Below are 26,597 nucleotides of genomic sequence, written 5' to 3' on the forward strand. Positions count from 1 at the left end.
GTACTCAAAAACAAGCTAAAGCAGGCTAAAACCTCGTGAAGTGCCAAAATAAATAGAAAAATAAACGTTCCGTGATTTTTTATCGGACAACAATGATTATTTATCTAATTTACACAAATAACAATACTTCTTACATGGAGTGCTGTAATCTTCTTTACGAAAACGTAATAGTGTTAAGAACTTTTTTTAAAATGCAGTTTTAGAGGAAGGTTTTAATGATTTTTAATTTTGTTTTCAATCGTAAATATTCATGCAAATAGTTTTCGCGTTTTTAGAAAAATAAATGCTCGGTAAAATAAGTTGAAAAAAAATAGTAATTCAAAACGCATAGGAAGGTTTGCTTGGAGTTTGACTTTTATAAAGTGGAAGACTTGTTTTTATCCATTTTAATCTAAATATTTGGAGAGTCAATATGACTTTTAGGAAGTATTTAAACTAATAAATTAATGCGTTTTACAATTTTTTGTTAATAGTACAAAGGAAACTTGTATTATGTAATTGAATTGTTATTTTTGTTGGCTTTAAGTTTAAAGAATTGTAAGTAATTGTATTATAAATTCCATTCTTTTCTTGATTCTTAAAGTGTATATTTGGCCACAATTAAAAGATCTCTTTTTAAATAAATTAAAAAAAGAAAACTAACGATACATTACGCTAATAATAAATTATAAAAATGCCATTAAAAACATTACAAATGAGATCCATAAACAATAAAATTGCACTAACATTTTTTCTTTTACTGTTTTCAAGTGCGATAACAAGAGCACAAGAAATTATTAAAGATAGTGCGGTTGTTTCTGTTAAAAAAATACAATCCAATCAAAAACAAAAAATAGACGGTGTAATTGCAACAGTTGGAGATTATATAATTTTAGATTCTGACATCGACAAATCTTATTTGGAAATTTCAGGACAAGGAGGTTCTGTAAAAGATATTACAAGATGTCAAATGTTAGGTAAATTATTGGAAGACAAATTATATGCACATCAAGCGGTACAAGACAGTATTAAGGTAAGCGATTCTGAAATAAAAGGCATGATGGATGATCGATTGAACTATATGACAGAACAATTAGGATCGCTGGATAAAGTAGTGAAGTATTACAAGAAAAATAATGAGGAAGAGTTTAGAACTTATTTCTTTGATGTTTTGAAAGAGCAGAAATTGACTTCTGAAATGCAAAAAAAGATTGTCGATGGAGTAGAAATAACTCCGGAAGAAGTGCGTAACTTTTTCAAAAAAATACCTGCTGCCGATCTTCCTACTTTTGGTGCCGAAATGGAAGTAGCACAAATTATTGTGACTCCTAAGGTTTCTGATGCCGACAAGCAAAAAGTTATTGAGAGACTGAATGGTTACAAAAAAGAATGTCAAGATGGAGCTAGTTTTGCTACAAAAGCAGTCCTGTATTCGCAAGATCCAAGTTCCAGCTCAAATGGTGGATATTATAAAATGAATCGAAAAACTCCATTTGTAAAAGAGTTTAAAGACGTTGCTTTTAGTCTTGCCGAAGGAGAAATTTCTGCTCCTTTTGAAACTGATTTTGGTTTTCATATTATTTATGTTGAGAAGATAAAAGGGCAAGAAGTTGAATTGCGTCATATATTATTGACTCCAGCAGTTTCAGAAGAATCTATGAAAGAAGCCAAGGATAAAATTGAATTAATCAGAAAAAAGATTGAAGACAAGGAGCTTACTTTCGCTGATGCAGCAAGAGCTTCGTCAGATGAAAAAGAAACCAGAGTAAATGGCGGTGCTTTGATCAATCCGAAAACTCAAGATACTCGCTTCGAATTAACAAAAATGGATCCTAGTTTATACAGTCAAGTTTCGAATTTGAAAGAAGGAGAAATTTCTTTGCCAATAATGGAAGATCAACAAGGTAAGAAAAAATATAAATTGATTACCGTTACAAATAGAATAGATGAACATACGGCGGATTACGCTAAGGATTATATCAAAATTAAAGATTTAGCTTTAAAAGAAAAACAAATCAAAGCTATTGGAAAATGGTTTGATGAGAAAATAAAACAAACATATATTAAAATTATTGGAGAATACAGAGATTGTGCTTTCACGAACAATTGGTTGAAAAAATAATTTTTTTAAAATAAATAAAAAGGGTTAGCTTTATGAATTCATATCGCTAACCCTTTTTTAATTTAATAAACATTCAAAAATGTCTGACGTAGCAGCAATACATAACTTAGTACAAAAACGAAACGAGCTAAAAAACGAAATAGCAAAAATCATTGTGGGTCAGGATGCGGTGGTAGATCAAATTTTACTTTGTATTTTTTCTGGCGGTCATGCTTTGTTAGTTGGAGTTCCCGGATTGGCCAAGACATTGATGGTGAACACGCTTGCGCTTGCATTGGGACTTGATTTTAAAAGAATCCAATTTACACCAGATTTAATGCCTTCGGATATACTTGGTAGTGAAATATTAGATGAAAGCCGTAAATTCAAATTTATAAAAGGACCTGTTTTTTCGAATATTATTCTGGCGGATGAAATAAACAGAACACCACCTAAAACACAAGCTGCTTTGCTTGAAGCGATGCAGGAGCGTTCCGTTACTATTGCTGGTGAGAATTATAAATTAGACTTGCCATATTTTGTTTTGGCTACCCAAAATCCTATTGAGCAAGAGGGAACTTATCCTTTGCCTGAAGCGCAGTTGGACCGATTTATGTTTGCCATAAAACTTGAATATCCTTCTTTTCAAGAAGAAGTTCAAGTGGTAAAGCGAACCACTTCCGATTCAGTCAATACAATAGATCCGCTATTTACATCACAAGATATAATCGATTTCCAACAATTGATACGCCGCATTCCTGTTGCAGATAATGTCATCGAATATGCAGTGACTTTGGTTAGTAAAACAAGACCTGATAATCCACTGTCAAACGAATTTGTCAAGAATTATTTAGACTGGGGAGCAGGTCCGAGAGCCTCGCAAAATTTAATTTTGGCTGCGAAAGCGAACGCCGCTTTTAATGGTAAGTTTTCTCCAGATATTGAAGATGTAAAAGCAGTTGCAGTAGGGATACTTCGTCATAGAATAATTAAAAACTATAAAGCAGATGCTGAAGGTGTAACTGAAGAAATGATAATTGCTAAATTGCTTTAAAATGTATTTTTTGGTCGTTTTAGGGTTGAATTTTATTCTGAACTATAACGTTTTCTTGTTTGTGATGATTTTTGGAATTTAGGAATAATACGAATACAAATGATTAATTATGGATTAATCATTAAAATGTTAAATTTTTTGCATTTCTATAATTATACGTATTAAAAATTAGTATCTGGCAATAATAATTTTTGAAAAGTCCACTTCTATTCAATTTTTTTTAATTCTCATCTTAAATTCGTTAATTTGCATTACGAAAAAAACACCGAGATATTATGGCTTTTGATTTTGAGATAATCAATAAAATCAGCCTTTAACATTGAAAAGAATTCTATTATGAACATTTATAACGATTATCTACAAGAAATCGAAGAACGAAAAGTTCAAGGGCTTAACCCAAAGCCTATTGATGGTGCTGAATTGCTAAGCGCAATCATTACACAAATTAAAGATTCAGATAACGCAGATCGCGAAGAATCTCTTAAATTCTTTATTTATAATACTGTTCCAGGAACGACTCCTGCTGCTGGAGTGAAAGCTATGTTTCTAAAGGAAATTATCCTCGGAGAATCTGTAGTAAAAGAAATTAGTCCTGCTTTTGCATTTGAATTATTATCACATATGAAAGGTGGTCCTTCGATTGAGGTGTTACTTGATTTAGGTTTAGGTAATGAGGTTGCTATTGCAAAAGAAGCATCAATGGTTCTTAAAACTCAATTTTTTCTATACGAGGCTGATACAGCTCGTTTAGAAGTAGCATATAAAAGTGGTAACGAAATTGCTAAAGATATTTTAGAGAGCTATGCAAAGGCTGAGTTCTTTACAAAACTTCCAGAGGTAGTAGAAGAGATTAAGGTAGTTACTTATATTGCTGGTGAAGGAGATATTTCAACTGATTTACTTTCTCCAGGTAACCAAGCGCACTCAAGATCTGATCGTGAACTTCATGGTAAATGTTTGATTTCCCCTGCAGCACAAGATGAAATTAAAGCGCTACAAGCACAACATCCTGATAAAAGTGTGATGCTGATTGCTGAAAAAGGGACTATGGGTGTGGGATCTTCAAGAATGTCAGGTGTGAATAATGTGGCGCTTTGGACTGGTAAAAAAGCAAGTCCTTATGTTCCTTTTATTAATATTGCTCCAATCGTAGCAGGAACAAACGGGATTTCTCCAATTTTCCTTACTACTGTAGATGTTACGGGTGGTATTGGTCTAGACCTTAAAAACTGGGTAAAAGTACTTGATGAAAAAGGGAACCCTGTTCGCAACGAAAGTGGCGATGTTGTTCTCGAAGAAGCCTATTCTGTTGCTACAGGAACTGTTCTTACGATTAATACAAAAACGAAGAAATTGTATAATGGCAATACCGAATTGATTGATATTTCTAAGGCATTTACACCTCAGAAAATGGAATTTATCAAGGCTGGCGGATCTTATGCGATTGTTTTTGGAAAAAAATTACAAACGTTTGCCTCTAAGACATTAGGAATTGCTATTGTTCCTGTTTTTGCTCCATCAAAAGAAGTTTCTATTGAAGGACAAGGGCTTACAGCAGTAGAAAAAATATTTAATAAAAATGCTGTTGGTACAACTCCAGGGAAAGTGTTACACGCTGGTTCTGATGTACGTGTTACAGTAAATATTGTTGGTTCACAAGATACGACTGGTTTGATGACTTCTCAAGAATTGGAGTCTATGGCCGCTACTGTGATTTCGCCAATTGTTGACGGTGCGTACCAATCAGGTTGTCATACAGCCTCAGTTTGGGATAATAAGTCTAAGGCAAATATTCCTAGATTAATGAAGTTCATGAACGACTTCGGTTTGATTACCGCTCGTGACCCAAAAGGGAAGTATCTTGCAATGACTGATGTAATTCATAAGGTACTTAATGATATTACTGTTGATGAGTGGGCAATTATTATTGGAGGTGACTCTCACACAAGAATGTCAAAAGGGGTTGCTTTTGGTGCAGATTCAGGAACAGTTGCTCTTGCACTTGCTACTGGAGAAGCTTCAATGCCAATTCCAGAGTCCGTAAAAGTTACCTTCAAAGGGGATATGAAAACGTACATGGATTTCCGTGATGTGGTTCACGCTACTCAATCTCAAATGTTGAAGCAATTTGGTGGAGAGAATGTGTTCCAAGGTAGAATCATTGAGGTTCACTTAGGAACTCTTACCGCTGATCAAGCATTTACTTTTACAGACTGGACGGCAGAGATGAAAGCGAAAGCTTCTATCTGTATTTCTGAGGATGAAACTTTGATCGAATCATTAATGATCGCTAAGCGAAGAATCCAGATTATGATAGACAAAGGAATGGATAATGCTAAGCAAGTTCTTAAAGGTTTGATTACAATTGCTGATAATAGAATTGCAGCCATTAGATCAGGTGATAAACCAGCTTTAACTCCAGATGCAAATGCAAAGTATTATGCTGAAGTTGTTATTGATCTTGATATGGTTGAAGAGCCAATGATTGCAGATCCGGATGTTAATAATGCAGACGTTTCTAAACGATACACACACGATACTATTAGACCTCTTTCTTTTTATGGAGGAGTTAAAAAGGTAGATCTTGGTTTTGTTGGCTCTTGTATGGTTCACAAAGGAGATTTGAAAATTCTTTCTCAAATGCTTAAGAATATAGATGAGCAATTTGGTAAGGTAGAGTTTAAAGCGCCACTTGTAGTAGCGCCACCAACTTATAACATCGTTGATGAACTGAAAGCGGAAGGGGACTGGGAAGTTTTACAAAAGTATTCAGGTTTCGAATTTGACGATAATGCTCCAAAAGGCGTGGCACGTACTGGATATGAAAATATTCTTTACCTAGAGCGTCCTGGATGCAACTTATGTATGGGTAACCAAGAAAAAGCAGAAAAAGGGGATACAGTAATGGCAACTTCTACTCGTCTTTTCCAAGGAAGAGTTGTAGAAGATTCTGAAGGTAAAAAAGGAGAATCTTTACTTTCCTCAACACCGGTTGTTGTATTGTCGACAATCTTAGGTAGAACACCTACGATGGACGAGTATAAAGCTGCAGTAAAAGGTATTAATCTGACACAATTTGCACCCTCTCATAAATTGTTAGTAATATAACCACTAAGATTAGTTATTTATATCTAAAAGCCTGAGTCTACGATTCAGGCTTTTTTTATTTTTATAGCTCCTGTATTTTTTGTACCTTGTGAAGTATAAAAAACAATAATAAAAAACAATTATATATATGGCTTTTGATATTGAAATGATTAAAAAAGTGTACGACAACATGACAACTCGTGTTGATAAAGCACGCGAAATAGTTGGACATCCGCTTACTTTGACAGAGAAAATTTTATACAACCACCTTTGGGATGGAACGCCATCCAAAGCTTTTGGAAGAGGTATTGATTATGTCGATTTTGCTCCAGATAGAGTTGCTTGTCAAGATGCAACTGCACAAATGGCGTTATTGCAATTTATGCATGCTGGAAAAGCTAAGGTTGCCGTTCCTACAACGGTGCATTGTGACCACTTAATCCAAGCTAAAGTGGATGCGGTGACGGATTTGGCCCGAGCCAAAACGCAAAGTAATGAAGTTTTTGATTTTCTTTCGTCGGTGTCAAATAAATACGGGATTGGTTTCTGGAAACCGGGAGCTGGAATTATTCACCAAGTAGTTCTTGAGAACTATGCTTTTCCTGGAGGAATGATGATAGGTACTGATTCGCATACTGTTAATGCAGGTGGATTAGGAATGGTTGCCATTGGTGTTGGTGGTGCAGATGCTGTAGATGTGATGTCGGGAATGGCATGGGAATTAAAATTCCCTAAACTTATCGGTGTTAAATTAACAGGTAAATTGTCAGGATGGACTGCTCCAAAAGATGTTATCCTTAAAGTAGCCGGGATTCTTACTGTAAAAGGTGGAACAGGAGCTATCGTTGAATATTTTGGTGAAGGTGCAACTTCTATGTCTTGTACTGGAAAAGGAACTATCTGTAATATGGGTGCCGAAATTGGTGCAACTACTTCTACTTTTGGTTATGATGCTTCAATGGGACGTTATTTGCGTTCTACTAACAGAGCAGATGTTGCTGATGCAGCTGATAAAATTGCTCCTTACTTAACAGGTGATGCTGAAGTATATGCAAATCCGGAATTGTATTTTGACCAAGTGATCGAAATCAACTTATCTGAATTAGAGCCACATTTAAACGGTCCTTTCACTCCAGATTTAGCTACGCCTATTTCTAAAATGAAAGAGGAAGCCATCAAAAACAACTGGCCTTTAAAAATTGAAGTAGCTTTGATTGGTTCGTGTACCAACTCTTCTTATGAAGATATTGCTCGTGCAGCTTCAATAGCTAAACAAGTTACCGATAAAAAATTAAAAATAAAATCAAAGTTTACTATTACTCCAGGTTCTGAAGTAGTGCGTTATACGATAGAACGTGACGGATTTATTGATATTTTTGATAAAATGGGAGCGACCGTTTTTGCAAATGCTTGCGGACCATGTATCGGAATGTGGGATAGAGAAGGAGCTGAAAAAGAAGAACGCAATACAATCGTTCACTCTTTCAACCGTAATTTCTCCAAACGTGCCGATGGAAACCCGAACACTTTGGCTTTCGTAGGATCTCCGGAATTAGTGACTGCTATGGCTATCGCAGGAGATTTAAGTTTCAATCCAGTGACTGATACGTTAATCAACGAAGATGGTGAAGAGGTGAGACTGGAAGCACCAACAGGTGATGAATTGCCTAAAAACGGATTTGATGCAAAAGACCCAGGTTTTCAAGCACCAGCTGCAGACGGTTCAGGTGTTACTGTTTCTGTAAGTGAAACTTCAGAAAGATTACAATTATTAGCTCCATTTTCAGCTTGGGATGGAAAAAACATTACGGGCGCTAAATTGCTTATTAAAGCATTTGGAAAATGTACCACAGATCACATTTCTATGGCTGGGCCATGGTTGCGTTTCCGTGGACATTTAGATAATATTTCAAATAATATGTTGATTGGTGCTATCAATGCATTCAACCAAAAACCAAATTCAGTAAAAAACCAATTGACTGGTACTTACGATGCAGTTCCTGCTGTGGCGCGTGCTTACAAAGCGGCTGGTGTTCCTTCAATTGTTGTTGGAGACCACAATTACGGAGAAGGTTCTTCACGTGAACACGCTGCTATGGAACCTCGTTTCCTTGGTGTAAAAGCGGTATTGGTGAAATCATTTGCTCGTATCCACGAAACAAACCTTAAAAAACAAGGTATGTTAGGATTGACTTTTGCTAACGAAGCGGATTATGAGAAAATCCAAGAAGATGATACCATCAATTTCTTAGATTTAGTTGATTTCGCACCAGCAAAACCATTAACATTAGAATTCGTTCATGCTGATGGTACTAAGGATATTATCTTGGCAAACCATACGTACAATGAAGGTCAAATTGGCTGGTTTGTTGCAGGTTCAGCATTAAATTTGATTGCTGCCGAAGCATAATTAGAAGTAGTAAATGACCCAATTATAGCGGTCAGTTTAACATAGAAAGTGTTTAGTACTTTAGTTTTCCGTAATTCAATACGGAAACTAATTACTGAACACTTTTTTTTATTCTGAATTTATTTCAGAATCTATTCAGAATCTATTCTAATGAAGATTAGAAGCTTATCCTGCTGTCCATTTCAAGCTTTTTCGTGTCATTTCTTTTTTCCAAGACCAAAAAGGAGCTTCCTGCGGTCGCTCTTTTAGGTCAGGAAAAATATGCAATTCCACTTCAAAAGGCTTTCCATTTCCATCAGGGCTAGGTTAGGGAAATAAATAGAAAATTCGATTTCTCAATTATAATTTTAACAATCTTTAAGAAAAAGTTTAACATTAATTTTTCTTAAAAAAATTGGTAGAACAATTTAAAGGGGTCATTTTTGCAAAAGAAAGATTAAAACGTCAGACTTTAATTTAACAATTTTTTTCTTAGAAGAATGCAATTAAAAAAGAAAAAAGTAGTTATTATATAAGAAATTTGAAAAGTTTTGATACAAAAAGTTAGTTTTTTTGATTATTAAGTTTAAATTAGCTTTTTAGGAAATTCCAACTTTTACTTAACAGAAATAAGAATCAGTTTAAATTCCAAATTTATTAAATTTTCCTTTTTTTATTTTCATTATGAAATATTTAGTCAGAACAGTGTTTTTTATCAGTTAAGAATTTAATAGCAGCGAGATTCAATAATTATATCCCGGAATCGCTGATAGGAATAAAAATGGGATAGTTAATTTGAAGAATGTAATTATGAGGTATCAATTAATTTTAGTTTTAGTTTTTTTAAATAGTGTTCTAGCTTTTTCTCAAGAGAATTTTACAAAGCATACCGTCTCAAAAGGAGAAACAATTTCTGAAATTGCAGAAAAATACGATGTTAAAGTTACTGATATCTACAAATTAAATCACAATGCCAAAAATCTTTTAAAACTTCATTCGGTACTATTAATTCCTGTAGCTCATTCAAAAAACACAAAAATTGTTTCTCGGACAAAAACAAACAAGTCCGAAAGAACCCACGAAGTTCTGGCCAAAGAAACACTATACGGACTTTCTAGACAATACGGAATTACAGTTGACGAATTAAATCAAGCCAATCCCAACTTAGGATCAAATTCATTAACAATAGGTCAAAAAATTAAAATTCCTGCACACGCATTACCCTCAACTGAAATCGCAGTTGTATCCCAATCAAAAAAAGAGAGTGCAGTTGTTCCTCAAGCAACAGAAAATACAAATCAATCAACAGAAGAAAATACCCGCGAAGTTTTACCTCATGAAACTAAATATTCAATCGCAAAACAATACGGAATCACCATTCAGGAATTCAACAAAGCCAATCCAAAAATAGGTGTCAAATCGTTGAAAGTAGGTCAGAAAATTATAATCCCAGCTAATGCAATCCTAACAACAGAAAAAGCAGTCGTTTCTGAAACAATAGTGGAGAAGGCAAAAGAAGAAATAGCTGTGGTACATCAATCCAAAAAAGAGAAATTAAAAGCAGAATTAGTAGAAAAAAATCAATCAACTATTGCTGCAAATGCAATGGCACAAGATATTATTCGCGAAGTTTTACCAAAAGAAACAAAATACGGAATCGCGAAACAATACGGAATTTCAGTTCAGGAATTAGAAAAACAAAATCCTGAAATCACTAAAAAATTACCGGTAGGATTTAAATTAAATATTCATGCTTTTAATGCACCTGAAAAAGAGGTTGCCATTGCGAAAGTTGAAGTGAATAATAATAATAATAATAATAATAATAATAATAGTGTTGTTGAGAACAATACGATCGAAACAACAAAAGCTGAAATAAAAACTTTTGTCAATATGGCCTCCAGAAATACCGATTTCTTGGATCAATTGATTAATAAAGCTGCGGAAAACATTGGAACAAGATACCAAACTGGTGGAACTTCTAAATCTGGATTTGATTGCTCGGGTTTAATGTGTAATACGTTTGGCGCTTTTGATATTAAATTGCCAAGGTCTTCCATAGAACAATCTGGTTTTGGGACTAAAGTTGAGGCCGAAGAAGCTAAAAAAGGAGATTTAATTTTCTTTAAAACCAACGGCAGAAATCAAATTAATCATGTAGGAATGGTGGTGGAAGTTTGTGAAGGAGAAATAAAATTCATCCATGCCTCAGTAGGAAATGGTGTTATTATTTCCTCTACCAGAGAAAACTATTATAAAAGGAAAGTGGTTCAGGTAAACAGAGTTTTGTAATAATTAACGAAAAAAAAATATATTGTAAATCAAACTCTCAACAAAAATTGAGAGTTTTTTTATGGAATTTTTTCCCCGTTTTACTCATTTGAAAGGTAGGCTTTTTTTTTAATAACCTAAAAGAGCTCTTAATAAAAGAACTCTTTCAGGTCACAAAAAATAAATAATCATTTTTTAAACAAAACTTTACTGCCAAAATAACTTTATGATAGTACGTGTAGATTTGCTTTTGCAAAATATATACATTTATGGGAATCATTTTATATGCAAATCTATTTTAGTAGAGCATTAAAAGAAGTATTATGCAATTGCTCCACTTAATTGTTTAACGGTATTGTGATCAGCTCTTAATACTTCAAGTTGAGATTTTAACATGTTTTGTTGCTCAAATGATAAATCAGTTGAAGCGTCTTTTAGTGTATCTTCATAGTTGTCTTGCGCAACACCTTCACCATATTCGCAGGAGTTTAAAATCGCTTTTCTGTCTTTTCCGGTAAGTGCAGCTTTTACATCCATCCACACTCTGAAAAATTTCCCGGTGACTCTAGTTCCTTCAACTGGTTCTGCACCCAATCGGTGTACCTCGGAAGTAAGTTCAGATTTACACTTTTCACTCGTTTGTTTAAATTGAGTAAATAATGCTTTTAAATCGCTTTCATCTGTTTCATCGGTAGCTGTTTTATACCCTTCAATACGATCATTATTAATTTCGATCAAGTTGTTTAACAGGCTAATTGTTTTTTCATTTTCCATTTTTATAGTCTTTTAGATTATTTTTTTTATTATATTATAAAGGTATAAAGGTTTTATAATTAGTTTGTTATGATATTTTTTTTAAAATTTATATCATTTACATATTAACATTTTTATAAGGAAAATTTTGTCGTGCAGTATTGTTTAAGATAAAAAAACACTAAAATAAATTTTCACAGGCATAAATCCGTTTCTAAAAAGGAATCTGTTCCAGTAATTGAACTTTACAATCATGAATTGAAATTTAAAACAGTAAATAAATTTTTACAGGAATAGATTTCAGAAATGAATTGCCCCCATAAATTCAGACAGGTATTGGGGGCAGTTTTATCAGTATAAAATAGATTTTAAAAGTTAGACTTGTAATCAGGAAATACGCCCTTCTCAATACCGTATTTTTACATTCATTGTTAGCTGTAGTCTTTGTATGTCTACGGCATAAGTCTTTTTTTAATTTCTTTTTTTATAGCTTGCTCTGTAATTGCGAATGTTTCCTTTTTGTTTTTTCTGAATTTTTTCACGAAATCGGCAATCTCATTCTCCAATTCTTCATGTTCACTTCTAAATTGATGTGAATCATATTTAAAAGGATCATCAATAAGTTCGGACAGATGCATCAAATGTTTGGCTGTTTTCTGGACCAATTTATCATATTCTTTGATTTCGCCCGACAAGCCAGTGGTTAATTCCTTCATTTCAGCTAAGTTGTCCTTTTGGGCTAACCAAAGAAAATATTTGTCGATAAGATGATATAAAAAATCCAAATCATCTTTATAGAATTGTAAGTCAGATAGCCAGTGCTCCGTCACTGTATATAAGTGTTGCCACTCGGCTTCCCATGTAAAATTACCTTTTGGTCGGTATCTTAAATTTTCCATGATAACTATTTATTGGTGAACTATTAATTTTTATACTCGGATTGTAGTGTGCCGGCTCAATACTAAACTGTGCCAATTAGTTTTGAAAGATGCGTAAATATTTCTGCTTGTAGTTATTGTAGGTTAGGAAAATTAATAACTTTTAAGTGCTACGAATTGGGGATTTTAAAGCACTGACTTTCATTTAAATAAGGTACTAAATATACAAAAAAAATATCAAATGGATCATTTTAATAACCCGATTTTGTTGTTGATTTCCTGAACTAAATCATTCTTATCATCTGTTTTATTGGTATAAACAGCTGCTATTTTGAAGATAAAGCCTTCATTCTCTTTTATTGCTGCTATAAATGTTTCTTTTTTATCCCGTAATAATTTACAATTACGTTACCGATATTAGATTAGTGTACAACTTGGTGAAAAGATCACACTTTTGAAGATTTTTTTTTTGACTTTCTATATGTATGGGATAAAAAGTTGGCAGACTTTCTCTTTAATTAGAAATCTATACATGGTTCAACGTTGTCAAAGGATGCTAACGGCAAACTCTGCCCAAATGAGAAGTTGAATTGATAGAATAACCAAGCTAAACGCAATTCGGAGGTTGGTTTTCTTTACCTTGCTCATTACAAGGTCAAGCATCAGACCCGTAATGAGCAATAAGACACCAGCAGCAATAAAATCGAAAAAAGTCCATTGTGAAACCTGAATATAATGTTCGCTTCACATAAATGGGAGTAAGTATGACAATCCATTAATCCGGGTAATACTGTGGCATTACGTAGGTCAGTGATTTCTATATTTTTGAGAATTGTAATATCGCTTCCAATTGTAATAATCCTACTGCTATCAATCAATATTATTTGATTTGTAAGGACTTTTCCGCTTAAAACATCAATCATTTTCCAGCTTTTATTGCTTTGATTTTTGATTGGGCAAAGGATACATTACGCGCTGCAATTAAGATGAACGAAAATGAGAGTAGAATTTTTTACATCGTTTGAACTTTTGAGTTAGGGAAAGTTAAAGTCCTAGCTGGCGAAGTCTCCCGACTTTGTGCAATTCTTAAAGCTTTAGTAATCGCGTCGCAAACGCTGCGATATCAGTTTAAATTAAAATTGGCACTCGTTGCAAACGAGCGCCAATTGGAGAAAGCTAAGTAATGAGAAGAATTGCAATATATTAGTTAAAAAATAAAAAGAAAGATGATTTTTTATTTCAAAAAATCCTCTTTCTTGTATGCTGGATTAGGATATTTATAAAATCCTTCACCTGTGTCGAAGCCTAATTTACCTTTGTCAATAAAATTCTCTTTTAAATATTCTACTGTTTTAATTTTTATTGGATCTTGTGTAGCATCCGCAGCCATTTTGTTGATATTGTAGGCAGTTGTAATACCAACAACATCTAAAATTCCAAAAGGACCAACAGGCGCTCCTGTTGCAACCATCCACGTTTTATCAATTGTTTCTACATCAGAAACTCCTTTTATCAATAAGTTGGTTGCAGCATTTAATAATGGCACTAACAGAGAATTTAGAATGTAACCAGGCTGCTCTTTATATAATGGTAAGGCCACCATTCCTATAGTTTTTGTAAAGGCTACAACAGCATCAAAAACTTCGGTCGCAGTTCCTGGATGTCCCATTATTTCTGCTGTGTTGTGCTTCCATATTTCATTTGCAAAATGCAATGCTAAAAATTTTTCTGGACGTTTGGTAAACTCTGCAAATTGGCTGGGTAACATGGTCGAAGAATTAGTGGCAAATATGGTTTTATCCGGAGAAACTGCGGCTAATTTTTCGTAAAAGGCAATTTTAATATTTGGGTTTTCAGGAACGGCTTCGATCATTAAATCGGCATTTTTTACGGCTTCTGCTAAATCTGATGAATAACCTAAATTAGCATAAGTCGCCTCTAATTGTTCTTTCGTTGCCTGCAAATCGCTTTTATAGGCTTCGCTTAAAACGCTGAATTTTGTTTTGGCTTTGGCCAAAACTTCGTCATTAATATCATATATGGTAACATTATAACCATAAAAAGCACTTTGAAAGGCAATTTGATAACCCAAAACACCGCTACCGGCAACAGTTATATTTTTAAAGCTCATAATTTTTTACTTTTAAAGTTATTTATTCTATTATTATTGTTATTACTCCGGTTTGTGCTAAAGATTGCAGCGGTGTAATGATATCCAGAAAATTCTGGGTATTACTTGTTTTTTAAACTGCTGATTATTGCCATGACATCTTGATCGCCTAGTCCTTCTTTTTCTGCTGCTGCATAGCTGTCATACAGCGGATGAATCAACGGGGAATCGAGTCCGGCTTCTTTGGCCAACCTTAAATCTTTGACCAGATGTTTTAACGCAAAAGCCGCAGGATACGAGTCGTTCAGAATGGAAGGTGTTTTGATATTCGTAATTCCGTTACCGCAGGCGCCTTGATTGATAATGTTGAGCATGTCTTCTTTGCTCACTCCATTTTTCTCGGCAAATAAAACGGTTTCGGCTAATCCTTGAAGATTTAATCCCAATAAGTAATTGATCGCTAATTTAGCTGAACTTGCTACGCCCGGTTCTCCTACGTGAATGGCAATTTTACCCAAAACGTCAAATATTGGTTTGGTCGCTTCGAAGTCTTCTTTTGAAGCTCCTACAAGAATGACCAGCGTTCCGTCTTGTGCCGGTTTTACACTTCCAGAAACGGGAGCATCTATGAAATGCACGTTATGTTGGTTGCAAATAGTGTTTAAATAGCGGGACGTTTCCGGGGAAACCGTGCTCATATTGATGATGGTTTTGCCCGCTGATGTTGCAGACAATAAACCCGTTGGTCCCTCAAAAACTTCTTTGACTGCTGCGTCATTGGATAACATGGTCAAAACTACGTCACAAGTTTCCATAAGATTTTGCAAACTGCTTGCTGCTTTTGCTCCAGCTGTTAGTAATGGCACTTCTTTATCTTTGGTACGATTGAAAACGGAGACTTCAAAACCTGCTTTGAGTAGGTTCATAACCATTGGATTTCCCATGTTTCCAAGACCGATCCATCCTAATTTTAATGTATTCATAGTTTTTGTTTCATTTATATTATTTGCTCTTTGTGGGTATTTAAAATATTGGTTTTATCCATTTCGTTTTTTTTTAATGCTCGATTTATAGACAATCGTTAGCGCAGTTTTTCAAACTGTGCCCATTCCAATTGGGAGCTAATATAATTCTAATAAAATTACCTCTAATTCATTTTCTAATGCAGCATAATTTCTTGCAGAACTGAAATAGTAATCTTCTGGCAGCGTTACAATCTTATCTTTTACAGGATTGTTGTGAATGTAATCCATTTTTTGTTTTATAAATTTATTACTAAATATATGTTCCGCATGATAACCGTTTTGCCAAACTTTATATTGTTGTTCTTGTTTTAAATGGGCACAAGCTTTTTTAAAATAATCCAACATCCATTCTCTTCTGCTTTCCGGCTGTTCAATAATTGTCTGAATAATTTTTTTGGAGGTGAATTTTTTAAAATCACGCATCACATCTGATAAAACAAAACCATTTGTTGCTTTGCAAAGCAAATGAATATGGCTGTGCATAATACAATATCCATAGATTTCTAATCCTTTTTGATTTTGACAATAGTGTAACGCTTGAATAATAATTTGTTTTTGATTTAATCGTGTAAAAACATCTATCCAACCCACTGTAGTAATCGTTATAAAATAAGCGTCTTCTGTTGTTGTGGCTTTATACTTTGTAGACATTTTTTATTTTAAAAATAACAAAAAGCCATGAATAATTCATAGCTTTTTGTTTTTTTTATATTATTTGGTCATTGTGGGCACAGTTTGCAAAACTGCGCGAACGATTGAAGCATATCAGCGCGGTCGGGCTAACGATTGTGGGATATCAGCGAGGTCGATCACTTACTGATGTTTATATTGAACTCAACCCATCTCTTTGCTAACCACCGTATACGAGACCCGTACGTACGGTGGTGTGAGAGGCGCACTCCGTTCCATTAGGGGCGGAGCCGTCTACTCGATTGGCTGTAGTTGTTGTTCTTCAAGTATAAATGTCAATTGTTGTGGTTCATTGTAACTTTTCACGTTACTTGTCAATTGTGATTGATTTAATCTAATTCTTTCGCTCATTTCAGAATTTGATATACTGTCTTTTAGTTTTATGTTTGATAACAGTGCTTCATAAACTGCATTTCTATTTGTTTCCTTCCCACCAACGTGATAAAAATGTTCTTTTGTAGATACGAAACAATTTTTCCAAACAGAAAACACATAATCATTTGTTCTATATTTATTACTCAGCCAAGTTGATAGAATAAATGAAACATTTGATTTATGTAGTCCATTGTTTAAAATTATTTCTTCCTCTTCTGTCCAAGAGTCAAAATAATCTACGTGTCTTCCAATATATGGAGGGTCAGAATAAACAAAATCATTAGGCTTTATTTCATTTAAAGTATCTTTAAAATCTTGATGTTTGAATGTATAATCCCCATTCTCAATAATTTGAGATATGTTTTCTACTTGATTTGTAATTTTTGTGACTAATGCTTGAGCGAAGCGATTTGGCTTTTTACAAAACGGTACATTAAAACCACCTTTTTTATTAAAACGCATCATTCCGTTAAAACAAGAACGGCTTAAAAATAAAAAATCAAGAGGATTTCCTTCAAGATTAAATCTTGTTCTTACGTCATAATAATATTTACCATCACTTTCTAATAATTTTTTTCCTTCTTCTGTAAGATGTCTTTTTACGATACCACTGGTAATTTCTTTGTCTTTAATGGCGTTGTAAAATCTAATTAAATGAGGATTACTATCACATAAAAGTGCTCTTTTGGGTCTAACATTAAATGCAACAACACCAGTTCCCATAAATGGTTCTACCCATCTTTCATAGGAAACGTTTTCAACATTTGTTGAAATCCATTCGGTAAGTTTTGATTTTATACCCTGAGATTTTATAGGAGGAACAAATATTTTCATTACTTTTTTCTTTTTTTAGCTCCGTTTCCAACTTTATCAATTAAGTCAGTTCTACCTTTAAATTCGAGAAAATCCCAAATATTAGTAATTGGTACTGCTTTATCATCCCGCATTATTTTAGCATTACCATAGTTTACCCAATATTCATCGAACCATTCTTCTCCGAGTTTACTAAAAACACCATTTCCAGCTTTCAAATCGTCAATATTATTGACCGAACCAATATTTGCTGTATTTCCTGAACCTTTTCCATCACTTGCTATTTTCCATTTGGCTACGGCGAAGAAATCAAAATCTTTTATTACTGATGTTATAGATTTTAAGTTCTCAACTTTGGTAATTTCTCTTTCTCCTATTGGGTCAATTTGGTTACTATAATTTTCTTCGATTTCATTAACCTGAAAAATTTCTATATCAGATAAATCATCGTCGAAATCTATTCTTGTGTAAATAACACCTAAACAATAATGTCCTGTATATTGATTGTACGGGAATTGAATATTCTTGTCTTTATCTCTTTCTTTGAAATATGCGCCATAACTACCTAATGTAAATTTTGCGGACTTATCATCCCTTCTAAATGTTGTTTTTAAATCAAGCGCAAACTTAATTTGATCATTTTCTTTATTTACAAAGGTTAAGTCAGGATAATAGTTTTGATGAGTTGCCAAAATAATTTTATAGCCTGCATCATTTGCAAATTTTAGAATTACAGGGAAAATGTGGATTTCAAGAATTTTTGAAACAATTTTTGTATCCGAAGAAATTGTGTATATATTTTTGTAGATGTCAATAAATCCTTTTACAGTCCATTCTCCAGTTTCCGTAGAAACGTGTTTTTTTAAATCGTCGACAAATTCATTTAAAGATTTCTCAAATTCAGCAACATATTTTTCTTTAATATTCATATATTTATTTTCTGGGAACAAATATACAAAATGTTAATACCAATGTTTCGTTATATTCTGTTTTTCCAAAATGTCTGCCAACTTTTGCATACTCGCTACAAAATAGCATATATATACCCAAAAATGGTTAGATTATCGCTATTGATTGCGCGTTATGTTTTCAAATATATTAAATTTTTCTTACAAAATTTCTTGAAAGTAATAAATGCTATTGTTATTTCGGTCTCGCGTGAGGGATGGAAGCGGCATCCTTTTTCGTGTTCTCGATACTGCTGTAAAAACAGCAACTCGAACTGACGAAAAAGATACAGCGAACAGCCCGACCTGAAGTTTTTACGGAAGGACACGCCCAAAACAAAAAACGAGTTTGTCATTTTCGGCTCCATTTTATGAAATTTCCAAAAAAAGTATATCTTTAGCCAACTAAAAACCAAAAACCCAATATATGGAAGACCAAAAACCAGAAGATTTTAAAAGAGAATTAGGATTACTCGACGGAACCATGCTTGTGGTGGGTTCTATGATAGGTTCGGGGATATTTATTGTGAGTTCGGATATGGTGCGCCAGTTGGGTTCTGCCGGTTGGCTTATCGCTATGTGGGTTCTTACAGGAACCATTACTGTGATTGCTGCCGTGAGTTATGGCGAGTTGAGCGCGATGTTTCCAAAGGCTGGTGGGCAATATGTGTATATTAAAGAAGCCTACGGAAAACTGATTGGTTTTTTATACGGTTGGAGCTTTTTTGCCGTGATACAAACGGGGACGATTGCCGCCGTGGGTGTGGCTTTTGCTAAATTTGCAGCGTATTTGTATGCTCCTTTAAGTGACAAAAATATTCTGTATGAATTGGGCAGTTTTAAGCTAAATGCCGCTCAAATTGTTTCTATTTTCACTATTATTTTATTGAGTTATATTAATAGTCGTGGAGTGAAAAACTCTAAGATTTTACAAACGGTTCTTACTGTAATCAAGATTTTGTCTTTGGCAGGTTTGATTATTTTTGGTTTCATGGCTGCGAAAGCGGAAGTATGGGATGCCAATTGGACCAATGCCTGGGCGTCGCAATCTATGGATGTGACGAATGGATCTTGGATGCCAATAAGCGGAGTGACATTGATTTCGGCTATTTCAGCTGCTTTAGTGGGTTCGTTGTTCTCAAGTGTAGCTTGGGAAGGGGTGACTTTTATTGCTGGGGAGATTAAAAATCCAAAACGCAACGTGGGATTGAGTTTGTTCTTAGGAACCTTAATTGTTAGTGTTATTTATATTTTGGCCAATGTGATGTATCTGGCTGTTGTGCCTTTGCAAGGTATTGCCACGGCCGAGTCTGATCGAGTTGCTGTTGTGGCTTCACAAGTTATCTTTGGATCAGTTGGGACTTTGATTATTGCTGTGATGATTATGATTTCGACTTTTGCCTGTAACAACGGATTGATTATGGCAGGCGCCAGAGTGTATTATACGATGGCTCAAGATGGTGTTTTCTTCAAGAAAGCTGCCGAATTGAATAAAGCGAGTGTTCCGGCGTGGTCAATATGGGTGCAGTGTTTTTGGGCTTCGGCTTTGTGTTTGACAGGGAAATATGGTGATTTATTAGATTTTGTAGTAATCATCGTTTTGATATTTTATATACTGACTATTTTAGGAATATTTATTCTCCGCAAGAAAATGCCAGATGCCGAAAGACCGTATAAAGCTTTTGGATATCCTTTTTTACCGGGACTCTATATTGTTATTGCAAGTGCCATTTGTCTGGCCTTATTATATACTAAAACAAGCACAAGCGGATGGGGCGTTTTGATTATGCTGATTGGAATCCCTATTTATTACTTGACGAAAGCTAAGGAATAGTATTCAGTGTTCAGTGTTCAGTGTTCAGGCGAAACAAGTTTGGCGGTGTTTTTAAACATATAAGTAATGTAAGAACTTGTATATAAAGCTGGGATTGCATTTTATTCAGTTAGGATCTTTTTTAACTTATATGTCTTATATGTTAAAAAAAGAAAGACTGTTTTTCTAGATGGTTAAAAAATCTTAGCTGCATTTTTAAAAAAAGCATCAAAAAAAATCCGTCTCGTTTAATAACGGGACGGATTTTCTATTTATAGTAACAAGTGGGAACTTGTTTGTTTATTCTTTCGAATTAATTAAGCTGTAGCTAAATCATTCAATACAGATGCCACTTCGTTAAAAGGCAATCCCCAAGCTTCAGCTACTCCTCTATAAACGATTTTTCCTTCAGCAACGTTCAATCCTTTTTTCAATTCTTCGTTGTCTTCACATGCTTTTTTCCATCCTTTGTTTGCTAATTGCAACGCATAAGGTAAAGTAGCATTAGTCAACGCTAAAGTAGAAGTATAAGGAACAGCACCTGGCATATTCGCTACGCAATAGTGAACGATATCATCAATGATGAATGTTGGATCTTCGTGAGTTGTAGGAGTACAAGTTTCGATACATCCACCTTGATCAACCGCTACATCCACTACTACAGTTCCAGGACCCATTAATTTCAACATATCACGAGTGATTAAATGTGGCGCTTTTGCACCTGGAATCAATACCGCACCAATAACTAAATCAGCAGTAGCGATAGCTTCAACGATATTGTAATGGTTAGACATAACAGTAGTTACATTAGCAGGCATCACGTCAGATAAATAACGTAAACGCGCTAAACTCACATCCATAATAGTTACTTGAGCTCCGAATCCAGCAGCCATTTTTGCAGCTTGTGTACCTACGATACCACCACCTAAAACTAAAACTTTAGCAGGAGGAACTCCCGGAACTCCGCCTAAAAGGATACCTTTTCCTTTTAATGGTTTCTCTAAATATTTAGCCCCTTCTTGAATTGACATACGTCCAGCCACTTCTGACATTGGTACCAACAAAGGCAAACTACGATCTGCTTTTTCTACTGTTTCATAAGCCAAACAAACTGCTCCACGCTCAATCATAGCATGAGTCAATGGCTCAGAAGAAGCAAAGTGAAAATATGTAAACAATAATTGGTCTTTTTTGATCAAGGGATATTCAGAAGCAATAGGTTCTTTTACTTTGATGATCATTTCAGCAATGCTGTAAACGTCTTCTATTGTTGGCAATAATGTTGCTCCAGCTTCACCATAGGCTTTATCACTAAAACCACTGTTTTCTCCAGCACTTGCTTGAACGTAAACGGTATGACCTTGTTTTTTGAATTCAGCAACTCCTGCTGGTGTAAGCGCTACACGATTTTCGTTATTTTTGATTTCTTTTGGAATTCCGATTATCATATTTATAAGTTTAATAGTTAATAGTATTATTGAACAACAAAAATAATACAGTAAGAAAATATTATTGTTATACGGTTATTAATTAAGAAAATATTAATTTTATTTGGTAATTTAGCAGTAAATATTTCTGAATAAGAAACTTTTTATATTTCTAAAAAGAAAAAATATCTGAGAATCGGTACTATATCGATTTCATTAACTCTTTTTTTCATTATGATACTAGACGAAACCGACAAAAAAATCTTACGTCTGCTGCAGGAAGATGCTCATTTGACGCTAAAAGACATTTCAAATAAAATAAATCTTTCCTTGACGCCGGTTCATGATCGTGTGAAACGACTTGAAAAAGAGGGTATTATAGATAGGTATGTGTCTGTTTTGAACAAAAAAAAATTAGGAATAAACCTGACCGTATATTGTCAAGTAACTTTAGTCAAACAGAATTATGATATCTCCGAAGGATTCAACCAATCGATATTGAATTTCCCCGAAGTGGTAGAATGTAATTTCGTTTCCGGAAGTTTTGATTACATGCTTAAAATCGTGTTGCCGGACATGGAAAGTTACCATCATTTTCATCAAAAGAAATTATCGATTTTACCCGAAGTTTCTCTAATCAATACTTTTTTTGTGATTTCGGAAGTGAAAAGTACGACCGTTTTGCCGATTTAGGGTTTTTTGATTGAAATAATGTTGTGAGGCTTTACATAAAAACTGCCGTGAACTGACGTTGTTTGTCTAATCTACATAAGTTTCTTTCAAGATACTTTTTACTTTTTCAATTTCTTTTTCATTCAGATTGCCCACCGTTTTTATTATTCTTTGCCTGTCAACTGTTCTGATTTGGTCTAAAACAATCCAGCCTTTGGTTTTGTTATGGTTAATTTCAATTCTTGTTGGATAAGTTTTCGAACTACTCGTTATCGGTGCAATGACGATAGTTTGCAAAAATTTATTCATTTCGTTTGGTGAAATTATTATCGAAGGACGTGTTTTTTTCATTTCACTTCCAATGGTTGGATCCAGATTGACTAAAACTATTTGATACTGTTTTAACTCCATTCTTCGAGATTTTCGTCTTCAAAGAAGTCATTTATTAACAAACTATCGTCGCCATTTTTATGCATTTTTTCAAAAGCATTTTCCCAACCGCTTCTTGGTTCAGATTTCGGTTTTAGGATAATATATCCTTTTTCAAGAATAAGTTCTACTTTATCCGTGATATTATATTTTTCTAATAAAGTTTTCGATAAACGAATTCCTTTAGAATTTCCAATTTGAATAACAGAAATATCCATAACCTTTTTAATTTAGTAGCCACAAAGTTATTACATTTTTTTTAGCTTCAACTACTTTAAACCATTATTTTTTTTGGCTGTGCAACATAACGGCAGTTTATGCGATAGCTATCGTAGTAAAAACCTATAAAGGTTTTTTTAAGTTAATGTGGAGTAGCAATAGTTAATATATCGCACGATAGAAAGACACTTTTTAAATTGTATACAATTGTTTTTCGAATTTTTTAGTGGCGCAAAAAAAAATTTTAACTACTGCAAAAACAGTATTCCATAAAAAAAGAAGCAATCTAGCCTCTTTAATTTCTTAATATCCAATAATGATAGCCCCATATGAGCGGAATCTCAACCGGTTTATCCCACTTCTTTATATTTTATTGGTGTTCAATGAATTTCATTTCGTTCAACAAAGGCTTCATTGTTAGTTTTGCAAGCCCAACAAAGCCTTAGCTGTTGGTGGCTGGTTTTTTATTTAGGTTCTTTTTTATTAAGTTTTTACCCGTGAAATACATTCCTATTATTATAAATGGAATACTCAACATTTGTCCCATATTTAATTTCATTCCATCTTCAAATTCCACTTGATTTATTTTTACAAACTCAATTAAAATTCTCATTATGAAAATTAAAGTTATTGCTAAACCAAACAAGAAACCATTTCCTAACTTTATGTTTTCCGTTTTGTAAATAGTAAAAACTATAATGAAAATTATTAGATACGCAATTGCTTCATAAAGTTGGGCTGGATGTCTTGGTATATTGTCAACACGTCTAAAAATAAATGCCCAAGGCATTGTAGTCGGATTACCAATCATTTCCGAGTTCATTAAATTAGCAAGTCTTATAAATGTTGCGCCAAGTGGTGCAACAATTGCAATTAAATCAAGTATTTTAAGATATTTTATTTCGTATTTTTTTGAATATAGATAAAGTGAAACAATCAATCCGATTGTTCCGCCGTGGCTTGCTAAGCCAGTATAGCCAGTAAATTTTATTTCTCCAATTTGATTTATTTTGATTGGTAAAAATATTTCTAATATATTTTTTGAATAATACTCAAAGTCATAAAATAGACAATGTCCAAGTCTTGCTCCGACAAAAATGCCAACTATACCGTATATAAACAATGCTTCGTGTGCGCTATCGTTTAAGTTTTCTCTTTTGAAAATTCCTTTTAGAATGTATGCGCATAAAAGTAAACCAGAACCAAATAAAAGTCCGTAATATTTTAATGGAAACCCGAAAATATTAATTATTTCAGAGTCAAAATCCCAATTTATGTATAATGCAATCATTTTTTTTTATTAATTTCTATTTCCTGCAATTTTGCGGTAAGCTAGCCACGAACTCTCAAATAGACGCAACTCCTTAAAATTGCTAATTATTTAATATGTTGATTTTTAATATTTTAGTTTCTGTAGTGCAAAAAATGCATTGCGTTTTTTTGTGTATTAACGAATTGGATCTCTCACTTTTTATATTCCTATCCCTAATAAAACTATAAGGAATTTGACTATAATTAAGTGCAGTTCAACAAATCAAATATAGTGTTTTATTCTTACAAAATAAAGACACTTTTTAAATTGTATACAATTGTTTTCCGAATTTTTTAGTGGCGTAAAAAAGTTATAAATACTGCAAAAACAGTATTCCATAAAAAAAAGAGGCGCTTTAGCCTCTTAAATTTTTTAAACTCCAATTATGATAACCCGATACGGGCGACATTTCAATAATTTCGTGGAACAAATGCTTCATTGTTAGTTTTGCAAGTCACGCAAAGCATTTGCGATTGGTATTAGCCTATTTTTTTATAATTTTTTCGGTCATTACGTTACCATTAATATCTATCAATTTCGCTATATATAAACCAGTTTCTAAATTTTTTAAAGATATTTTATTATCTACAAGATCAATATTATTTATTATTCTACCATTTAAATCAGAAATTATGATTTCTTTTATTTCTATATCACTTTTAATATATAAATAATCTGATGTGGGATTTGGATAAATGGTTAATCTATTTTTAGTTTCTAATTCAGATAATCCCAAAGTAGAATCTTTAATAATTATAACTTTATTGTCAGTTGTATTAAAGGCGTAACAACCATTTCCGCATGTTATAATATTCTTCACTGAACCAAATGCTTGCGAAATAGGTAAACTATCAAAAAGCAAAAATGTATTTGGGTTAAACCTCTTGAATGTAATATTTCCAGAAAAATCATAACTTGCAAAGCAAACTCTATTGTAATATGTATCATAAACAACTGGACCTGTTGTATTTGTAAATTTTCCAATTACGAATGGTGCAGTTGTAATATCTACAACTTTACCGTCAAATGAATACAGATAATTGTCTTTGTAAATAAAATCTAAATAAAAGTTAGATAAAACATTTTGAGCTACACTTACATTAGTTACTCCACTATTATTTACAGATAATCTTCTAATTCCAAACTCGGTTGTTTCATTATTGTATCCAATTAATGCGTTTGGACTTGTAAATTCTATTCTGTTACTTCCTGTATGGTCAGGTGTTGTTGTTGGTCTCATGACATTATTGTCGTAAATTACAACTCCTTCGTGTCTAGGTGAAAAGCCATTATTTTTTCTTGAAATAGCAATAGTTGTTGATTGACCTGGCATAACTTCAATATCTTCCACATAAAACGAACCTGTAGAAGGGTCACTTCCTAAACTAAATTGAAGACCTGCAGTTTGATTTGCAACATCAAATCTTCTAACTGTTGAAGAACCGCTAAAGCCGGAATATATATATTGACCATTATCAGAAATTGCCAAAACTGTAGGCTCACTACCTATAAAGACAGTGTTTACTAATGTATTATTAGTAGGATTAATGATTCCAATACTATTTCCGTTTGAACCATTTGAACTAGGGATACTTGCATAAATTTTATTTGTAAATGAATCGTATACCAAATCATTTGTTGTTAAGTTTAGTGTATTAACCTGTAATTGTGCAAATGTTAACATGCTACTTCCAAGCAATAGAAAAGGTAGAATTTTTTTCATTTTTATTTAATTTTTGTTGATTTTGTTTTTTTTAGTTTTCTGCTAACTCTTAAATGTATACTACTCCTTAGAAAGTGCTAAATATTTAATTTACTTGATTGTTACTATTTTAATTTCAGCAACACAAAAAACGCATCGTGTTTTTTTCTATCAACAAACCTAATATGTCACTTTTTATACTTCTATTCTCGATAAAATTATAAGGAATTTGACTATAATTAAGTGCAGTTCAACAAATCAAATATAGTGTTTTATTCTTACAAAAATAATATAACATGATGTGAATTCCTACCGTATTTGAAATTCAATTTGGGAAAATTAATGTGATTTTGAGCAGGGTTTGCGTGAGGGTTAGCAGTAAATCTCGTCTCTTGGGACGAGAGAAACGTATAGCCCGACCGCAGTGACTTTGCAAGGAGGAACGATGAAAAAATCACGGAGGGCACGCCCAAAATAATCGCCCGATGATTATAAGAAAATCTAAATCTTTTAAACAAAAAAATCCGCCAAGTTCTTGCAAACGAGACGGA

Annotated in this window: 19 protein-coding genes; 7 read left to right on the forward strand and 12 right to left on the reverse strand. The window is 33.5% G+C overall.

The window, feature by feature from the left end; all coding sequences use genetic code 11:
- The first annotated feature begins 673 nt into the window (after positions 1-673).
- The 5 genes from IWX84_RS09900 to IWX84_RS09920 all read left to right on the forward strand — a co-directional run bounded on the left by IWX84_RS09900 (position 674) and on the right by IWX84_RS09920 (position 10,902).
- Positions 674-2,101 (forward strand): peptidylprolyl isomerase, encoded by a 1,428-nt coding sequence (locus IWX84_RS09900; RefSeq protein ID WP_196850588.1) that lies wholly within the window; start codon positions 674-676, stop codon positions 2,099-2,101.
- 79 nt (positions 2,102-2,180) lie between these two features.
- Complete coding sequence (locus IWX84_RS09905) at positions 2,181-3,134, forward strand: AAA family ATPase (protein ID WP_196850589.1); 954 nt, start codon at positions 2,181-2,183, stop codon at positions 3,132-3,134.
- A 336-nt stretch (positions 3,135-3,470) separates the two neighbouring features.
- Positions 3,471-6,242 carry a bifunctional aconitate hydratase 2/2-methylisocitrate dehydratase gene (locus IWX84_RS09910; protein ID WP_196850590.1) on the forward strand — a complete coding sequence of 924 codons (2,772 nt, stop codon included), beginning with the start codon at positions 3,471-3,473 and terminating at the stop codon, positions 6,240-6,242.
- A gap of 127 nt (positions 6,243-6,369) precedes the next feature.
- Positions 6,370-8,631: an aconitate hydratase gene (locus tag IWX84_RS09915; RefSeq protein ID WP_196850591.1), complete on the forward strand. Its 2,262-nt coding sequence runs from the start codon at positions 6,370-6,372 to the stop codon at positions 8,629-8,631.
- A 789-nt stretch (positions 8,632-9,420) separates the two neighbouring features.
- On the forward strand, positions 9,421-10,902 hold the full coding sequence (locus tag IWX84_RS09920) for a peptidoglycan endopeptidase (protein ID WP_196850592.1): 1,482 nt from the start codon (positions 9,421-9,423) through the stop codon (positions 10,900-10,902).
- A 300-nt stretch (positions 10,903-11,202) separates the two neighbouring features.
- Here IWX84_RS09920 and IWX84_RS09925 read toward each other — a convergent pair whose 3' ends face one another.
- The 7 genes from IWX84_RS09925 to IWX84_RS09955 all read right to left on the reverse strand — a co-directional run bounded on the left by IWX84_RS09925 (position 11,203) and on the right by IWX84_RS09955 (position 18,454).
- The gene (locus tag IWX84_RS09925) at positions 11,203-11,655 is read right to left on the reverse strand and encodes a ferritin-like domain-containing protein (RefSeq protein ID WP_231385464.1); all 453 of its coding nucleotides are present in this window, start codon (positions 11,653-11,655) and stop codon (positions 11,203-11,205) included.
- A gap of 431 nt (positions 11,656-12,086) precedes the next feature.
- The gene (locus IWX84_RS09930) at positions 12,087-12,533 is read right to left on the reverse strand and encodes a hypothetical protein (protein WP_196850593.1); all 447 of its coding nucleotides are present in this window, start codon (positions 12,531-12,533) and stop codon (positions 12,087-12,089) included.
- A gap of 1,213 nt (positions 12,534-13,746) precedes the next feature.
- Positions 13,747-14,643, reverse strand: a complete 897-nt coding sequence (locus tag IWX84_RS09935) for a 3-hydroxyacyl-CoA dehydrogenase (protein ID WP_196850594.1) — start codon at positions 14,641-14,643, stop codon at positions 13,747-13,749.
- A gap of 101 nt (positions 14,644-14,744) precedes the next feature.
- Positions 14,745-15,605 (reverse strand): NAD(P)-dependent oxidoreductase, encoded by an 861-nt coding sequence (locus IWX84_RS09940; RefSeq protein ID WP_196850595.1) that lies wholly within the window; start codon positions 15,603-15,605, stop codon positions 14,745-14,747.
- Between the two features lie 138 nt (positions 15,606-15,743).
- Positions 15,744-16,298 (reverse strand): REP-associated tyrosine transposase, encoded by a 555-nt coding sequence (locus IWX84_RS09945; RefSeq protein ID WP_196850596.1) that lies wholly within the window; start codon positions 16,296-16,298, stop codon positions 15,744-15,746.
- Positions 16,299-16,571: 273 nt separating this feature from the next.
- On the reverse strand, positions 16,572-17,546 hold the full coding sequence (locus IWX84_RS09950; RefSeq protein WP_196850597.1) for a Dam family site-specific DNA-(adenine-N6)-methyltransferase: 975 nt from the start codon (positions 17,544-17,546) through the stop codon (positions 16,572-16,574).
- The gene (locus tag IWX84_RS09955; protein ID WP_196850598.1) at positions 17,546-18,454 is read right to left on the reverse strand and encodes a type II restriction endonuclease; all 909 of its coding nucleotides are present in this window, start codon (positions 18,452-18,454) and stop codon (positions 17,546-17,548) included. The genes IWX84_RS09950 and IWX84_RS09955 overlap by 1 nt, the downstream gene beginning before the upstream one ends.
- Positions 18,455-18,899: 445 nt before the next feature.
- Here IWX84_RS09955 and IWX84_RS09960 point away from each other — a divergent pair, with 445 nt between their 5' ends.
- A complete protein-coding gene (locus tag IWX84_RS09960) occupies positions 18,900-20,306 on the forward strand; it encodes an APC family permease (RefSeq protein ID WP_196850599.1) in 1,407 nt (468 codons plus the stop codon).
- 296 nt (positions 20,307-20,602) lie between these two features.
- On the opposite strand, the gene ald is transcribed toward IWX84_RS09960, so the two are convergent.
- Positions 20,603-21,733, reverse strand: coding sequence for an alanine dehydrogenase (gene ald, locus IWX84_RS09965; protein WP_196850600.1), 1,131 nt, complete (start codon positions 21,731-21,733; stop codon positions 20,603-20,605).
- A gap of 213 nt (positions 21,734-21,946) precedes the next feature.
- Between ald and IWX84_RS09970 the strand changes: the two genes are divergently transcribed.
- Positions 21,947-22,405: an Lrp/AsnC family transcriptional regulator gene (locus tag IWX84_RS09970; protein WP_196850601.1), complete on the forward strand. Its 459-nt coding sequence runs from the start codon at positions 21,947-21,949 to the stop codon at positions 22,403-22,405.
- Positions 22,406-22,471: 66 nt separating this feature from the next.
- On the opposite strand, the gene IWX84_RS09975 is transcribed toward IWX84_RS09970, so the two are convergent.
- From IWX84_RS09975 to IWX84_RS09990, 4 genes are all read right to left on the reverse strand, one after another.
- Positions 22,472-22,795, reverse strand: a complete 324-nt coding sequence (locus IWX84_RS09975) for a type II toxin-antitoxin system PemK/MazF family toxin (protein WP_196850602.1) — start codon at positions 22,793-22,795, stop codon at positions 22,472-22,474.
- Positions 22,786-23,031 (reverse strand): AbrB/MazE/SpoVT family DNA-binding domain-containing protein, encoded by a 246-nt coding sequence (locus tag IWX84_RS09980; RefSeq protein ID WP_196850603.1) that lies wholly within the window; start codon positions 23,029-23,031, stop codon positions 22,786-22,788. Before IWX84_RS09980 ends, IWX84_RS09975 begins: the two co-directional genes overlap by 10 nt.
- A 443-nt stretch (positions 23,032-23,474) precedes the next feature.
- Positions 23,475-24,323, reverse strand: coding sequence for a prolipoprotein diacylglyceryl transferase (lgt, locus tag IWX84_RS09985; protein ID WP_196850604.1), 849 nt, complete (start codon positions 24,321-24,323; stop codon positions 23,475-23,477).
- A gap of 505 nt (positions 24,324-24,828) precedes the next feature.
- The gene (locus IWX84_RS09990) at positions 24,829-26,067 is read right to left on the reverse strand and encodes a YncE family protein (RefSeq protein WP_196850605.1); all 1,239 of its coding nucleotides are present in this window, start codon (positions 26,065-26,067) and stop codon (positions 24,829-24,831) included.
- Positions 26,068-26,597 lie beyond the last annotated feature (530 nt).

Source organism: Flavobacterium sp. CG_9.10, from assembly GCF_015752245.1.
GTDB lineage: Bacteria > Bacteroidota > Bacteroidia > Flavobacteriales > Flavobacteriaceae > Flavobacterium.